The organism is Pseudomonas sp. HC1(2025), assembly GCF_058742075.1.
In genome coordinates, this window is record NZ_CP196017.1 from 5,122,597 (window position 1) to 5,138,632 (window position 16,036).

Genomic DNA, 16,036 nt, shown 5'->3' on the forward strand with positions numbered 1-16,036 from the left:
CGGGCCTCATCGCGGGCAAGCCCGGCTCCACATGAATGTATTCACCGATCACCTGTAGGAGCTGGCTTGCCTGCGATGGGGCCCACCCACACAACACCCACCGCTACAGGCTACAACCCACCCGTCGCATTAAACCCAACCCCCAATACCGTCAACGCCGACAGCGGCAACAGCAGCGTGTCAAGCAGCGCGCTCGCCGGCAGGTCGAGGCCCGGATAGCTCGGCGCTTCGGCACCGAAGCGGTCCATGGCACAACAGCCGCCCTGCATCGCATAGAGATCCAGGCGCGTGCCCGCATACACCACCGGCGCACCGGGTTTCGCCGCATCCAGGGTGCGTGCGGTGGCGCAGCCCGTCAGGTGCAGCGCCAGCACGATCAGCAGGGTTTTATTCATCGCTGCTCAAATGATGCTCGCCCCAGCGCGGCAGCATGTCCTGAGGGATGTTCAGCAGGTTGAGAATCCGCGCCACCACAAAATCCACCAGGTCATCAATGGTCTGCGGCTGGTGATAAAAGCCTGGCGACGCCGGCAAGATGGTCACGCCCATGTTCGACAACTTGAGCATGTGCTCCAGATGAATGCTCGAATACGGCGCCTCGCGCGGCACCAGAATCAACTGGCGGCGCTCCTTCAAGGTCACATCCGCCGCGCGCTCGATCAGGTTGTTGCACGCCCCGGTGGCAATCGCCGACAAGGTGCCCGTGGAACATGGCACCACTACCATCGCCGCTGGCGCACCGGAACCGGATGCGACCGGTGACATCCAGTCTTCCTTGCCATAGACCTTGATCTGCCCCGCCGCCGCACCGGTGTATTCAGTGAGGAAGGCTTGCATCATCTGCACCTTGGGCGGCAGCGAGACATCAGTCTCGGTGGCCATCACCAATTGCGCCGCCTTGGAGATCAGGAAATGCACTTCGCGGTCTTCGCGCACCAGGCAATCGAGCAAGCGCAGCCCATAAGGTGCGCCGGACGCGCCGGTCATCGCCAGGGTGATGCGCTCCGGCCCGTTCATCGCAGCGCCTCGGCGAGTTTGCCGTGCAGGCCGCCAAAGCCGCCGTTGCTCATGATCACCACGTGGGTACCGGGCTTGGCCTGGCTCTTGACCCGTTCGATGATGCCTTCCAGGGAGTCGCTGACAATCGAGGGCACGGTGCAAAGCCTGGCCACGGCTGCCAGGTCCCAACCCAGGTTGGCCGGCGCGTACCACACCACCTGGTCGGCATCGCTGACGCTTTCCGGCAGGCCATCACGGTGCGCGCCCAGTTTCATGGAATTGGAGCGTGGCTCGATAATCGCGATCACCGGCGCATCGCCGACACGCTTGCGCAGGCCGTCGAGGGTGGTGGCAATCGCCGTGGGGTGGTGGGCAAAGTCGTCGTAGATGGTAATCCCATTCACTTCAGCGACCTTTTCCATACGCCGCTTGACGCTCTTGAACGCGCTCAGCGCGGCAATGCCCATGGCCGGCACCACGCCGACATGCCGGGCTGCCGCCAGAGTCACCAAGGCGTTGGCAACGTTGTGCTGGCCGGTCATGTCCCAATCGACAATGCCCTGGGCCTCGCCCTCAAACAGCACTTCGAATTTGGAGCCATCCTCGCTCAACAGCTTGACCTGCCATTGCCCGCCCACGCCGGTGGTTTGCACCGGGGTCCAGCAGCCCATCTCGATCACGCGCTGCAGGGCCGGCTCGGTGGTGGGATGAATCACCAGGCCTTCGCTGGGAATGGTGCGCACCAGGTGGTGGAATTGCCGCTCGATGGCCGGCAGATCGGGGAAGATATCCGCATGATCGAACTCCAGGTTGTTCAGGATCGCCGTGCGCGGGCGGTAGTGAACGAATTTGGAGCGTTTGTCGAAGAACGCACTGTCGTATTCATCGGCTTCGATAACAAAAAACGGGGTATCGCCCAGGCGCGCCGACACCGAGAAGTTCTGCGGTACGCCGCCAATCAGGAAGCCGGGGCTCATGCCCGCGTGTTCCAGCACCCATGCCAGCATGCTGCTGGTGGTGGTCTTGCCATGGGTACCGGCCACCGCCAACACCCAACGGCCTTGCAGCACATGGTCAGCCAGCCATTGCGGTCCGGAAACATAAGGCAGGCCTTTGTTCAGCACGTATTCCACGGCGGGGTTGCCACGGGACATCGCGTTGCCGATCACGACCAGGTCCGGCACCGGATCAAACTGCGCCGGGTCGTAACCTTGGGTCAGCTCGATGCCCTGGGCCTGCAATTGCGTGCTCATGGGCGGATAGACGTTGGCATCGGAGCCGGTGACATGATGGCCCAGCTCTTTGGCCAGGACCGCCATCGAACCCATGAAGGTGCCGCAAATACCGAGAATATGAATGTGCATAGTCGACCTCGTAAAACATCGAGGCAGGTTAGCGTAGGGTGGGAAAAATCGCACTCTTTTAGCGATTGACGTGCGATCTTTTCATTCATTGATCGTGGCTAGCCGGGACCCACCGCCATTGGGTGTTTATAAGCTGAAATCAGGCCCGGAGTTCGGGACTTCCCTACAACACCGGGGCCTGGAAAGCGACTCAAGGAAATATACAATCACACTCAAACTAACGAATCGAAAACAAGAAAGCCTTACTTAAAAACCCTCATTCTTTGCGCTGCGTCTCCAACTCTCGAATGGCCACTAACCTGCCAATCCCTTTATTGATCGCTTCATTCCTTTTATCAAGCGCGTCTAATCGTCCAGCAGCATCTTGGGTCCCGGGCGTCGCTTCTGCTTTGTAGGGCCTGAAAACAAAATCGTTTTGCGTGGCGACCGCCTCCAGGTTTTTCTCTGCTGCACCGTACAGTTTCTCGAGAGTGTCAAGGCGAGCATCGGTCTCGGTTGGCCAGTTCGGGCTTTTTCCAAGAGCCGCGGCTTCGCCACCTTCAGCTAACGTCTGGATCGTATTAGCCGCATACAAATATTTTATCTCGGCGTTTTCCAGGCGCAAACTCACCATTGAGGCGTCTTGCGACCCAGTACTACCTGCTGCCGCCACGCCATTAGGGAGTTTACTCGGGGCTGGCAGGTGAGCAGGAGGTAGTAATGGGGTAGAAGCGGTAAAACTGCCCTTGATACTTTCACCACTCCAAACAGACCCCGCGTAAGTGCCAACACTCAACGGCGTGCTGACAAGCCCATTTATAGAAGCATTCACAAAAGCATCACGGGTAACAGTCTTCAGGGAAGTATCGGTCTTAAACACACCCGCCTTGACTAGACGATCTGCCGCAATCAGGTTGGCTGCCACATCACCAAATGTCTTGGGTTGTGCGACCACGGGCTTTGCCGGCCCAGAGAGCGATGAGCCGGGGTGCTGCGTCTTGAACGCAATCTCCCTGAAGTCACTGATTGCCTTGCTGTTGCGAGGGCCGACAGGCACACGGGGGCCCAAACTTGATGTAGGTACAAACTTGCCTTCGAGCCCAATAGTTGGGATTTTGGGCGAATTAAGACTGACCGAGGTCATTCCCCTGGGAAAACCACGGACTTTAAACCCTCTTTTAACACGCATAGAACCATCACCCGAATGCTCACCCGTGCTATTGGCCGCGCTGGAGCCCTGGGCCTGTAACTCATCCGCTACTTCATTTAAATTCGGAGCACCTTGGGTACTGGCTGACGCCTGTTGATTGGAAATACCAGGCATTAAATCTTTCACTTGCAACGGAACCGAAACAGGCAAACCTGTAACATTCATATCATCACCTCAATAGTAAAAATACGTTCATGACGCCTGAACAAAACTTGCCTACGCCTAGAGCCAATCGCTCTAAAATAATGAACCGTCCTTTCACCTTGAGTACGAATAAACTAGCGTTCAGTTCCACTGAGCAGGGAAATTAAAGCAGTCATTACAACTCGCAACACTCCACATTAGCGGCAATAGATTCAAGCTTAAAAAAGCAGAACGCCCGCATTAAATAATTACTTCACATTCACTTCCAACAAAAAACCTCACGCCCCCAAGTTAAAACACACTTATCTAAAAGCCGGTTGACTACAGATTTAACCCGTACGGCGCCGACGCGCGACTGAATGCGCCAAGAAAGGCGCAAGAGGGCTGGCGCTGCCCTCGTCTCGATTCAGCCCGCTGAGCGCAGAGCGATGCCATGCTTGCGTAGCTTGCGATACAACGTATTGCGGCTAACGCCCAACTGCTCCGCGACCAGGGTCATATGCCAGCGCTGCTGCTCCAGCGTGGTCAGCAATGCCAAGCGTTCGGCGTCCTCCAAAGGTTGCTTGCCCCGCTGTACGGAGATATGTGCCTGAGAAGGAACCTGGCGGATGACCGCCGGCAAGTCGTCCAGCCCAACGCGCCCACCGTCACACAGGGCGGCCAGTGTGCGCAGCACCGTACGCAGTTGGCGCACGTTTCCCGGCCAGGAATAATCCAGCAGCGCCTGACGAGCCTCGACAGCCAGTGCTATCGCCTGTCCGTCTGCTTCTTGCGCCAGTAGAAAGTCCAGTAGCTGGGACTTGTCACTGCGTTCGCGCAGCGGCGGCAACGCCACTTCCAGGCCGTTGAGGCGATAGTACAAGTCTTCACGGAAGGTGCCGTTGGCGACCCGCGCCAGCAAGTCCCGGTGGGTGGCGCTGATGATGCGCACGTTCACCGCTTGCGGCTCGCCACCAATGGGCACCACCAACCGGTCTTCCAGCACCCTTAATAGCCGGGTCTGCAAAGCCAGGGGCATGTCGCCGATCTCGTCGAGGAACAGCGTGCCACCATCTGCCTGTTGCAGCTTGCCGCGCATGCCTTCCTTGCGGGCGCCGGTGAAGCTGCCGCCGCGGTAGCCAAATAGCTCGCTCTCAATCAGGCTTTCCGGGATGGCCGCGCAGTTCAGGGCCACGAAGGCTTTGTCAGCGCGTTGGCTGGCGTGGTGTACAGCTTTGGCGAAGGCCTCCTTGCCGGAGCCGGTTTCGCCATTGATCAGCAGTGGCACGTCGCGCTCAAAAACCCGCAGGGCCTTGCGAAAATCATTCTGCAGCGCCTCATCGCCCAGGCAGATGCCCGGCAAGTGCGGCCGCTCGACCTTGGGCGGCGGCGCTACTACCGGGCTGGGCGCGCGCCGGGCTTCGCCACGCAGCACCGCAAACAGGCCGCGCCCATCACGGGTACGCAAGGGCCAACTGGCGCTGGCGTTGGAACTGGCGCGCCCAAGCAAGTCATCCAGGGTGCAGTCGAAAAACATCTCCACCGGCAGGCCCAACAGGCGTCCGCGTGGCTGGCCCAGCAGGTTCTGCGCGCTTTGGTTGAGCGCACAGATCCGCCCTTCACCGTCGAACGCCAACAGTCCTTCGCTGAACAGGCCCACGGATTCGGCCTGCAGGTGGAAACGCAGCAGCCAGTGGTTTTCAAAGTGGCGCAGGAAATAGCAGCTCTCGATCATCTTCGCCGAAAGATTGACCAGCGCCATGGTGTGGAACTGGCTCTGGCGCGACACCGCTTCGCGGGCCGAGGACACGTCGAGCACCGCCAGCAGGTCGCCATGGGGGTCGAACACCGGGCTGGCCGAGCAGGTCAACCCGGTATGGCGCCCGCGAAAGTGTTCGTCGCGATGAATGGTCAGGGCCTGGCGCTCCACCAGGCAGGTGCCGATACCGTTCGTGCCTTCGCAGGCCTCGCTCCAGTCGGCGCCGAGCCACAGGCCGGCATGCTCGAACACCTTGCGTTCGCTGGGCGCAGTGACGCAATTGAGGATCACCCCTCGCGCATCGGTCAGTAGCACTGCGTGCCCGGCGCCGGAAAGCTGTTGATGCAAATTGTTCATTTCAGTGCCGGCGATATGCAGCACCTGTTGCAGGCGCTCGCGGCTTTCCAGCAGGCGATCATGCTCCAGCACCGTGGGAGCGACGGTCAGGGCCGGGTCAAGGTGGTAATCCTCCAGGCAGCGCAGCCAGGAGCGGGCAATCGAGGGGTCGCTGCCGGGACCGTGCAGCGGGTCTTGCCCACGGGTGACCGTCAGGACTTGCCGGGCATGGCGGCTGAAATGATCGTTGTGCATATTCTTATTGTTCTCCTGTTGCGTGGGACACACCGCGGACCGGGACGCCCAGCATCCTCCAGGCCTTGGCGCATTGCAATCCCGGGGCGACCCATGGGTCACAGGCTGTACCTTGCATGGCACAAAGTGTCACACAGGCTGTACCAGACCTGTCACAACAACGCCTTGCAATAAACCCAGAACCCTTGACTTACGGGGCCTGCAAGGCACTGGCCCGACCTTTGCTCTACGCTTTATCAAGCGCAGCCACGCTGCACTCCAATAAACATAAGAAGTCAGGAGATACCCACCATGCGTTACGCACACCCCGGTACTGAAGGCGCTATCGTTTCGTTCAAGGCCAAGTACGGCAACTACATCGGTGGCGAATTTGTGGCCCCGGTCGATGGCAACTACTTCACCAACACTTCGCCGGTTAACGGCAAGCCCATCGCCGAATTCCCACGCTCCACAGCCAAGGACATCGACAAGGCACTGGACGCCGCCCACGCCGCCGCTGACGCCTGGGGCAAGACCTCGGCCCAGGACCGCTCGCTGGTGCTGCTCAAAATTGCCGACCGCATCGAACAGAACCTCGAACTGCTGGCCGTCACCGAAACCTGGGACAACGGCAAGGCAGTGCGTGAAACCCTCAACGCCGATATCCCCCTGGCGGCTGACCACTTCCGTTACTTCGCCGGCTGCATCCGCGCCCAGGAAGGCAGCAGCGCCGAGATCAATGAACACACCGCCGCCTATCACTTCCACGAACCCCTGGGCGTGGTCGGGCAGATCATCCCGTGGAACTTCCCGCTGCTGATGGCCGCCTGGAAACTCGCGCCGGCCTTGGCCGCCGGTAACTGCGTGGTACTCAAGCCTGCCGAGCAGACCCCGCTGGGTATCAACGTGCTGATGGAAGTGATCGGCGACCTGCTGCCACCGGGCGTACTGAACGTGGTACACGGTTTCGGCAAGGAAGCAGGCGAAGCCCTGGCGACCAGCAAGCGTATCGCCAAGATCGCCTTCACCGGCTCCACCCCGGTGGGCTCGCACATCATGCATTGCGCGGCCGAGAACATTATTCCGTCCACCGTTGAGCTGGGCGGCAAGTCGCCGAACATCTTCTTCGCCGACATCATGAAAGCCGAACCGCAATTTATCGAAAAGGCCGCCGAAGGCCTGGTGCTGGCGTTCTTCAACCAGGGCGAAGTGTGCACCTGCCCATCCCGCGCGCTGGTGGAAGAGTCGATCTACGACGACTTCATGAAAGTGGTGATGAAGAAGGTCGAGTCGATCAAACGTGGCGACCCGCTGGACACCGACACCATGGTGGGCGCCCAGGCGTCCGAGCAGCAGTTCGACAAGATCCTGTCGTACCTGGAAATCGCCAAAGGCGAAGGCGCCGAGCTGCTGACCGGCGGCAAAGTGGAGAAACTGACCGGCGACCTGGCAACCGGCTATTACATCCAACCGACCCTGCTCAAGGGCACCAACAAGATGCGCGTGTTCCAGGAAGAAATCTTTGGCCCGGTGGTAAGCATCACCACCTTCAAGGATGAAGCCGAAGCCCTGGCGATTGCCAACGACACCGAGTTTGGCCTGGGTGCCGGCTTGTGGACCCGCGACATCAACCGCGCGTACCGCATGGGCCGGGCGATCAAGGCCGGGCGTGTGTGGACCAACTGCTATCACCTGTACCCCGCGCATGCGGCGTTTGGTGGCTACAAGAAATCCGGTGTGGGCCGTGAGACGCACAAGATGATGTTGGATCACTATCAGCAGACCAAGAACCTGCTGGTGAGCTACGACATCAACCCACTGGGCTTCTTCTAAGCCTCTACTAAATGGTACGCCGCTCCTACATTTGAAATGCAACCAACTGTAGGAGCTGGCTTGCCAGCGATAGCAATTCCACATTCAGCAAAGATGCTGACTTGACCGGCCCCATCGCTGGCAAGCCAGCTCCTACAATGAACGTCGCCAAGTGCTTGCTTCCTCATCCGGCACAAAGATGTCGAGCTAAAACAATAACAATGAAAGGTACTTCCCCATGCCTAGCGAACCGACAGGATCCTCCGTCGACTTCGAAAAAGTCGGCTCCGAATACTTCCAGCAACGAGAACTGAAAAAAGGCGCCGCCGGCTGGGTGCTCCTGGTCGGCCTCGGCGTGGCCTATGTGATTTCCGGCGACTACGCCGGTTGGAACTTCGGCCTCGCCCAGGGCGGCTGGGGCGGGATGTTTCTCGCCACATTGCTGATGGCCACCATGTACTTGTGCATGTGTTTCTCCCTGGCCGAACTGTCCTCCATGATTCCTACGGCGGGCGGCGGCTATGGTTTTGCCCGCAGCGCCTTCGGCCCTTGGGGCGGGTTCCTTACCGGCACGGCGATCCTGATCGAATACGCCATCGCCCCCGCCGCGATCGCGGTGTTTATCGGCGCCTATTGCGAGTCGCTGTTCGGCATTGGCGGCTGGATGATCTACCTGGCGTTCTACATCATCTTTATCGGCATCCATATCTTTGGCGTCGGTGAAGCGCTGAAGCTGATGTTCGTGATCACCGCCGTCGCCGCCATTGCCCTGGGCGTGTTCCTGGTATCGATGGTGCCGCACTTCAACGTCGCCAACCTGCTGGACATTCCCGTGACCGAGGCCAAGGGCGCCAGCAGTTTCCTGCCGTTCGGCTATGTGGGCGTGTGGGCCGCGATCCCTTATGCGATCTGGTTTTTCCTCGCCGTCGAAGGCGTGCCCCTGGCCGCCGAAGAAACCAAGAACCCCAAGCGCGACCTGCCCCGTGGCCTGATCGGCGCGATTGTGGTGCTCACCAGTTTCGCCCTGCTGATCCTGGTGATCGCTCCGGGCGGCGCCGGCACCCTGGCATTGGTCAAGTCCGGCAACCCGCTGGTGGAATCCCTGGCCCTGGCCTATGGCGGCTCGACCTGGATGGGCAGCTTCGTCAACCTGGTGGGCCTGGCCGGGCTGATCGCGAGTTTCTTCTCGATCATCTACGCCTACTCCCGACAGATTTTCGCCCTGTCCCGCGCGGGCTACCTGCCGCGCAAACTGTCGCAAACCAATAAAAGCAAGGCGCCGGTGCTGGCCCTGGTCATTCCAGGGATTATCGGTTTTGGCCTGTCGCTGACCGGCCAGGGCGACCTGCTGATCCTGGTGGCGGTATTTGGCGCGACCATTTCCTACGTGCTGATGATGGCCGCGCATATCACCCTGCGCATCCGTCGCCCCAAAATGGAGCGGCCATACCGCACACCGGGCGGCATCTTCACCTCGGGCCTGGCGTTGGTACTGGCCTGCATCGCTGTAGTGGCGGGCTTCCTGGTGGATCCGCGCGTGGTGATTGGCGCCGCGATCATCTATGGAGTATTAATTGCTTACTTTGCTTTCTACAGTCGGCATCACTTGGTAGCAGGCACGCCGGAAGAGGAATTCGCGGCGATCCAGGCCGCAGAGGCCGCCTTGCACTAAACGCCGTAAACCACGGTGCGGGCCAACGCCCGCGCCGTCATGGAGAGTCTGTATGGCAAGTTTTTCCCACTCGGTCGGTGCATTGACCTACCGTTTCGATAGCCTCAAGGACGTGATGGCCAAGGCCAGTCCCGCCCGCTCCGGGGACTTTCTGGCCGGCGTCGCCGCGCAGAACGACGGCGAACGGGTGGCGGCGCAGATGGCCCTGGCCAATATCCCGTTGAAGCACTTCCTTGAGGAGGCGCTGATCCCGTACGAAAGCGATGAAGTCACCCGCCTGATCATCGACACCCACGACCAGCAGGCCTTTGCCGTGGTCAGCCACCTGACCGTCGGCGGCCTGCGGGACTGGCTGCTCAGCGACGCGGCCGACGAACACAGCCTGCGCGCCCTGGCGCCAGGGCTGACCCCGGAAATGGCCGCCGCCGTGTCGAAGATCATGCGCGTGCAGGACCTGGTGCTGGTGGCGCAGAAGATCCGCGTCGTCACCCAGTTTCGCGGCACCCTGGGCCTGCGCGGGCGATTGTCGACGCGCCTGCAACCCAATCACCCGACCGATGAGCCGGCGGGCATCGCCGCGAGCATCCTCGACGGCCTGCTGTACGGCAACGGCGACGCCATGATCGGCATCAACCCGGCCACCGACAGCATCGCCTCGATCTGCGCCATGCTGGAAATGCTCGATGCGATCATCCAGCGCTACGAAATCCCGACCCAGGCCTGTGTGCTGACCCACGTCACCACCTCCATCGAAGCCATCAACCGTGGCGTGCCGCTGGACCTGGTGTTCCAGTCGATTGCCGGCACCGAGGCGGCCAACGCCAGTTTCGGGATCAGCCTGAGTGTGCTGCAGGAGGGCTACGACGCGGGCTTGAGCCTGAATCGCGGGACCCTGGGGCAAAACCTGATGTATTTCGAGACCGGCCAGGGCAGCGCTCTGTCGGCCAACGCCCACTTTGGGATTGACCAACAAACCTGCGAAACCCGCGCCTATGCGGTAGCGCGGCACTTCAAGCCGTTTTTGGTCAACACCGTGGTCGGTTTTATCGGCCCCGAGTACCTGTACAACGGCAAGCAGATCATCCGCGCCGGCCTCGAGGACCATTTCTGCGGCAAGCTGCTGGGCGTGCCCATGGGCTGCGACATCTGCTACACCAACCATGCCGAAGCCGACCAGGACGATATGGACACCCTGCTGACCCTGCTGGGCGTAGCCGGGATCAACTTCATCATGGGCATCCCGGGCTCCGACGACATCATGCTCAATTACCAGACCACTTCCTTCCACGACGCGCTCTATGCCAGGCAAACCCTGGGCTTAAAGCCCGCGCCGGAATTTGAACAGTGGCTGGCGAAAATGGGCATCTTCACCCAAGCCGATGGCAAGGTGCGGTTTGGCAACAATCTGCCACCGGCCTTCCGCCACGCCTTGGCGCAATTGGGATGAAGGAGCCTCCAGTGCAAATCGACACACCTGAAAGCGATAATCCATGGCTGGAACTGCGGCGCCTGACCCCGGCGCGGATCGCCCTGGGCCGTACCGGCACCAGCATTCCCACGGGCGCGCAACTGGACTTCCAGTTCGCCCACGCCCAGGCCCGCGACGCGGTACACCTACCGTTTGACCATGCCGGCCTGAGCAACCAAATGGCCGAGCGCGGCCGCGACAGCCTGTTGCTGCACAGCGCCGCGCCCGATCGCCACAGCTACCTGCAACGCCCGGACCTGGGGCGGCGCCTGAGCGATGAGTCGGCACAGATACTGCGCGACTACGCCCTGGCCAACCCGGGCGGGGTGGACCTGGCGGTGGTGGTGGCCGATGGTTTATCGGCGCTGGCGGTGCATAAACATACCGCGCCGTTTCTGACACGCATGGAAGAACAGACCCACGCCGAAGGCTGGTCATTGTCGCCGGTGATCCTGGTGGAACAAGGCCGGGTGGCAGTCGCCGACGAGATCGGCCAGTTACTTGGGGCCAAAATGGTGGTGATCCTGATCGGCGAACGGCCGGGGCTCAGCTCGCCGGACAGCCTGGGGCTGTATTTCACCTACAACCCCAAGGTTGGCCTGACCGATGCCTACCGCAACTGTATTTCCAATGTGCGCCTGGAGGGCCTGAGTTACGGGATGGCCGCGCACCGCCTGCTGTACTTGATGCGCGAGGCCTGTCGGCGGCAGTTGTCGGGAGTCAACCTCAAGGATGAGGCCCAGGTTCAGACCCTGGAGTCGGACGATCCTGACCTGATGAAAGGTAACTTCCTGCTCAGCCCACCCAAGGAGTGATGCCGGCACGATTGCGATTTTTCGCCGCTTTAGGCAGCATCAAGCAGCGGGCGCCCGAGTAATGGACCGTTTGCCGTCGTATTCCTATAGAAGTTGAGGCCTAGCATGCGGATTACTCAAGCGACTCTGGAACACCTGGACCTGTTGACCCCATTATTCGTCAAATACCGCGAATTCTATGGCGCGCTGCCCTTTCCTGACTCATCCCGGGCCTTTCTGGAAAAGCGCCTGCGGCGCAAGGAATCGGTGATTTACCTGGCCCTGGCGGATGACGACGACAACAAACTGCTGGGCTTTTGCCAGCTGTATCCGAGCTTTTCTTCGCTGTCGTTGAAACGGGTGTGGATCCTCAATGACATCTACGTCGCCGAAGATGCCCGCCGCCAACTGGTGGCCGACAACCTGATGCGCACCGCAAAAAAAATGGCCAAGGAAACCAATGCCGTGCGTTTGCGCGTGTCGACCAGCAGTGATAACGCCGTGGCGCAGAAGACCTATGAGTCCATGGGCTTTCGTGAAGACACCGAGTTCAAGAACTACACATTGCCGATCAGCGAAGACTAAAAGCCATTCACCCAAACACCAAAAAAAATGTGGGAGCGGGCTTGCCCGCGATAGCGCTGGGTCAATCGAGGTATTTCTCACTGACACACCACTATCGCGGGCAAGCCCGCTCCCACATTTGGATCAGTGCTAGTCAGAATAGCTGCGACATCCCCCGCTACAAAACCAACACGCTTTTCATCATTCAATCCGTATAATGCCGACCTTTTAGGGTTGTAAGAAAAACGGCATACACGCGTAGCCTTATTACCCGCTGCCTCCGCACAGGCCCGCTGAGTCGGGCCATTCACACAGGTGCCATCCATGGATTTCAACCCGCTCGACCTTATCCTGCATCTCGACGTTTACCTCGACTTGCTGGTAACCAATTACGGTCCGTGGATCTACGCCATTCTGTTCCTGGTGATTTTTTGCGAAACCGGCCTGGTGGTCATGCCATTTTTGCCCGGCGATTCCCTGCTGTTTATTGCCGGCGCGGTAGCTGCGGGTGGCGGCATGGACCCGGTCCTGCTGGGCGGCCTGCTGATGCTCGCGGCGATCCTTGGTGACAGCACCAACTACGTGATCGGCCGCACCGCTGGGGAACGCTTGTTCAGCAACCCCAACTCGAAAATCTTCCGCCGCGACTACCTGCAAAAAACCCACGACTTCTACGACAAGCACGGCGGCAAGACCGTGACCCTGGCGCGCTTCCTGCCGATCCTGCGCACCTTCGCGCCATTCGTCGCCGGTGTCGCCAAAATGCCGTATCCGCGTTTCTTCGGCTTCAGCGTGCTGGGCACCATCCTGTGGGTCGGTGGCCTAGTCACCCTCGGTTACTTCTTCGGTAACGTACCGTTCATCAAGAAAAACCTGTCGCTGCTGGTGGTGTTCATCATCCTGCTGTCGCTGGTGCCGATGATCATTGGCGTGGTCCGTAGCCGTTTTGGCCGCACCTCCTCCGAAGCCAAGCCGCACTGATCGGCCATGTGGTCCCTCAGCGCCTGGCGTCGCCGGCGCGTCCTGGCCAAGCACCCGGTTGCCGATGAAACCTGGCAACGGGTGCGCCATCACCTGACCTTCCTCGACGGCATCAACGCCGAACAGGACCAATGGTTACGTGAGGCCAGCGTGCTGTTCCTCGCCGAAAAACACCTGACTGCCCTGCCCGGGGTCGAACTTCATCAGGAACAACGCCTGCTGCTCGCCGCCCAGGCGCAACTGCCGCTGATGAACCTGGGCGACCTGGAGTGGTACCAGGGCTTCCATGAAATCATTCTTTACCCCGATGACTTTCGCAGCCCCCAGCGCCATCGCGACGCCAGCGGCGTGGAACATGAATGGGATGGCGAACACAGCGGCGAAGCCTGGCAGCAAGGCCCGGTGATCCTCGCCTGGCCGGGCGTACTGGCCAGCGGCAATTGGGAAGGCTACAACCTGGTGATCCACGAGTTGGCGCACAAGCTCGACATGCTCAATGGCGACGCCAACGGCCTGCCGCCGCTGCACCACGACATGCGCGTACAAGAGTGGGCCAGCGTGATGCAGAGCGCGTTTGATGACCTCAACCGCCAGCTCGACCACAACCCCGACGCCGAAACCGCCATCGATCCGTATGCTGCGGAAAACCCCGCGGAATTTTTTGCGGTCACCAGCGAATATTTTTTCAGTGCGCCGGATTTGCTCGCCGACAGTTATCCACAGGTCTACGAGCAACTGAGCCACTTTTACCGCCAGGATCCACTGGCCCGCCTCAAACATCTGCAAGCCAGCGACCCACGCTATCAGACTGAAGGCTAAGTACCGTACGACGTCTGGCGCGTGGCATCGGCGCAGGAATATGCCTATAATCGCCGCCACTTTTAGGCCAATCCGGCCAATTTACTTGGCCAACTACGGGGGCAACGCCCAATGAGCTACAGCAAGATTCCGGCTGGCAAAGACCTGCCGAACGACATCTACGTCGCCATCGAGATTCCGGCCAACCACGCGCCGATCAAATACGAAATCGACAAAGACAGCGACTGCCTGTTCGTTGACCGTTTCATGGCCACCCCGATGTTCTACCCGGCCAACTACGGTTTTATCCCCAACACCCTGGCTGACGACGGCGACCCCCTCGACGTGCTGGTCGTGACCCCTTACCCGGTCACCCCAGGCTCGGTCATCCGCGCCCGCCCGGTAGGCATCCTGAACATGACCGACGACGGCGGCGGCGATGCCAAAGTTATCGCAGTGCCACACGACAAGCTGTCCCAGCTGTATGTCGACGTGAAGGAATACACCGACCTGCCGCCACTGCTGCTGGAACAGATCAAGCACTTCTTCGAGAACTACAAAGACCTCGAAAAAGGCAAATGGGTGAAGATCGACGGTTGGGGCAACGCAGACGCCGCCCGTGCCGAGATCATGAAGTCGGTAGCCGCCTACAAAGGCTGATACCACGACTCATTGCCCAGGCAGTCAAAAAAGCCCCGATTATTCGGGGCTTTTTTTGTGGGAAAATTTAAACGACAAGTTCAATTAGATAAACAAAAACACAACTACCGTTTAACTTGATCAAGTTGGAGTGCGACTTTACTTCCAATAAGGAAATACCTACATACACCAACTCAACACATAGTTTATTTGATCTTATTTTCCGGCCAGTAAACTCTGCGTTTATGAATACATCAGGTGATCGCTTAAGAACGTTACTTCGGGAAGTTCATCTTTCCGCATCCGACTTCGCCAAGAATCGCGACGTCACGCCCCAGCACGTGAACAACTGGTTCAAGCGCGGCGTGCCCATGGCCCGGCTCGACGAAATAGCAGAACTGCTGTCTGTCACCAGCCGCTGGCTGCGCACCGGCGAAGGCCCTAAATACCCGCCGACCAACCTCCAGCTGGAAGGCCCCAACCACGCAAACAGCGCTACCGCCCGCGAAGACTGCGGCCACTACCGCTGCGGCCCCAGCAGCGGCCCGGAAAAAATCGACGTGGAAATCCCCCTCCACGCCTCCTTCAACACCCAGGAAAGCCTACGCCTCTCCCTGCGCACCCTGGAACAACTCAACGTCACCGCCGACCGCGCCTTGGGGGCCTACATGGTCGGCAACAGCATGATCGACATCATCCAGGACGGCGCCACCCTGGCCATTGACCGCGGCCGCACCCAAATCATCGACGGCGAAATCTACGCCCTCGAACACGACGGCATGCTCCGTATCAAATACCTCTACAACCGCCCCGGCGGCGGCCTGCGCATGCGCAGCCACAACAGCAACGAACACCCCGACGAACTCCTGACCTACGACCAACGCTTCGAGCAAAACCTACAGATCCTGGGCTGGGTCTTCTGGTGGTCCACCCTCAACAACCGCCGCCCACCGGTCCCGCTGGACGAGCACTTGATCGGCCACGACAGCTCTAAATCAGACCAGACGCTGGAAAACTGAGAGGAGTGTCAGTATCATGCGCGGCACATTTGGCAGGGATTGGCGTAGCGTCGACACACCCTGCCCGGCGATGCGGAGGAGTTCCCGCTGATGCCCCTTTTATCACTTGGGCGAGCGCTTGAGTGAACGATTGAAGGCTGGTGAGGTTTACCAAAAATAGACTTAACCAGTCCCCGAGAAGCCGGCCACAAGCCGGCTTTTTAATTACCCCAAACAATCTAATCCCATCTAAAAGCCCCCCATCAGCCCAACTACTCACGCAAGGCTTGCGACCAAAAGCCAAGA

The 16,036-nt window shown here is 59.8% G+C and carries 14 protein-coding genes; 9 read left to right on the plus strand and 5 right to left on the minus strand.

Features of this window, described 5'->3' with window-relative positions; translation table 11 throughout:
• Positions 1-110 precede the first annotated feature (110 nt).
• The 5 genes from ACSSVH_RS22975 to ACSSVH_RS22995 all read right to left on the minus strand — a co-directional run bounded on the left by ACSSVH_RS22975 (position 111) and on the right by ACSSVH_RS22995 (position 6,025).
• Positions 111-395 (minus strand): YceK/YidQ family lipoprotein, encoded by a 285-nt coding sequence (locus ACSSVH_RS22975; RefSeq protein ID WP_169951252.1) that lies wholly within the window; start codon positions 393-395, stop codon positions 111-113.
• Positions 388-1,017, minus strand: a complete 630-nt coding sequence (gene ubiX / locus ACSSVH_RS22980) for a flavin prenyltransferase UbiX (protein WP_169951254.1) — start codon at positions 1,015-1,017, stop codon at positions 388-390. Before ubiX ends, ACSSVH_RS22975 begins: the two co-directional genes overlap by 8 nt.
• The gene (gene mpl / locus ACSSVH_RS22985; protein WP_492633780.1) at positions 1,014-2,363 is read right to left on the minus strand and encodes a UDP-N-acetylmuramate:L-alanyl-gamma-D-glutamyl-meso-diaminopimelate ligase; all 1,350 of its coding nucleotides are present in this window, start codon (positions 2,361-2,363) and stop codon (positions 1,014-1,016) included. The genes ubiX and mpl overlap by 4 nt, the downstream gene beginning before the upstream one ends.
• A 256-nt stretch (positions 2,364-2,619) precedes the next feature.
• Positions 2,620-3,717 carry a hypothetical protein gene (locus ACSSVH_RS22990; RefSeq protein ID WP_262376925.1) on the minus strand — a complete coding sequence of 366 codons (1,098 nt, stop codon included), beginning with the start codon at positions 3,715-3,717 and terminating at the stop codon, positions 2,620-2,622.
• A 385-nt stretch (positions 3,718-4,102) separates the two neighbouring features.
• Positions 4,103-6,025, minus strand: coding sequence for a sigma-54-dependent Fis family transcriptional regulator (locus tag ACSSVH_RS22995; protein WP_170041666.1), 1,923 nt, complete (start codon positions 6,023-6,025; stop codon positions 4,103-4,105).
• A 291-nt stretch (positions 6,026-6,316) separates the two neighbouring features.
• On the opposite strand from ACSSVH_RS22995, the gene exaC reads away from it, so the two are divergent.
• The 9 genes from exaC (at position 6,317) to ACSSVH_RS23040 (ending at position 15,751) form a co-directional block, all read left to right on the plus strand.
• On the plus strand, positions 6,317-7,837 hold the full coding sequence (gene exaC / locus ACSSVH_RS23000; RefSeq protein WP_169951264.1) for an acetaldehyde dehydrogenase ExaC: 1,521 nt from the start codon (positions 6,317-6,319) through the stop codon (positions 7,835-7,837).
• A 217-nt stretch (positions 7,838-8,054) separates the two neighbouring features.
• Positions 8,055-9,488 (plus strand): ethanolamine permease, encoded by a 1,434-nt coding sequence (eat, locus tag ACSSVH_RS23005; RefSeq protein WP_169951267.1) that lies wholly within the window; start codon positions 8,055-8,057, stop codon positions 9,486-9,488.
• A gap of 52 nt (positions 9,489-9,540) precedes the next feature.
• The gene (locus ACSSVH_RS23010; RefSeq protein ID WP_169951269.1) at positions 9,541-10,935 is read left to right on the plus strand and encodes an ethanolamine ammonia-lyase subunit EutB; all 1,395 of its coding nucleotides are present in this window, start codon (positions 9,541-9,543) and stop codon (positions 10,933-10,935) included.
• A complete protein-coding gene (gene eutC, locus ACSSVH_RS23015) occupies positions 10,932-11,771 on the plus strand; it encodes an ethanolamine ammonia-lyase subunit EutC (RefSeq protein ID WP_169951271.1) in 840 nt (279 codons plus the stop codon). The genes ACSSVH_RS23010 and eutC overlap by 4 nt, the downstream gene beginning before the upstream one ends.
• Positions 11,772-11,876: 105 nt before the next feature.
• Positions 11,877-12,335: a GNAT family N-acetyltransferase gene (locus tag ACSSVH_RS23020; RefSeq protein WP_169951273.1), complete on the plus strand. Its 459-nt coding sequence runs from the start codon at positions 11,877-11,879 to the stop codon at positions 12,333-12,335.
• A gap of 303 nt (positions 12,336-12,638) precedes the next feature.
• Entirely contained in the window at positions 12,639-13,295 is a 657-nt protein-coding gene (locus tag ACSSVH_RS23025; RefSeq protein WP_169865984.1) for a DedA family protein, read from the plus strand.
• 6 nt (positions 13,296-13,301) lie between these two features.
• Positions 13,302-14,114 (plus strand): M90 family metallopeptidase, encoded by an 813-nt coding sequence (locus ACSSVH_RS23030; protein ID WP_169951275.1) that lies wholly within the window; start codon positions 13,302-13,304, stop codon positions 14,112-14,114.
• Positions 14,115-14,225: 111 nt separating this feature from the next.
• Positions 14,226-14,753, plus strand: a complete 528-nt coding sequence (gene ppa / locus ACSSVH_RS23035; protein ID WP_003176323.1) for an inorganic diphosphatase — start codon at positions 14,226-14,228, stop codon at positions 14,751-14,753.
• A gap of 224 nt (positions 14,754-14,977) precedes the next feature.
• On the plus strand, positions 14,978-15,751 hold the full coding sequence (locus tag ACSSVH_RS23040) for a LexA family transcriptional regulator (protein ID WP_492633781.1): 774 nt from the start codon (positions 14,978-14,980) through the stop codon (positions 15,749-15,751).
• The last annotated feature ends 285 nt before the right edge of the window (positions 15,752-16,036 follow it).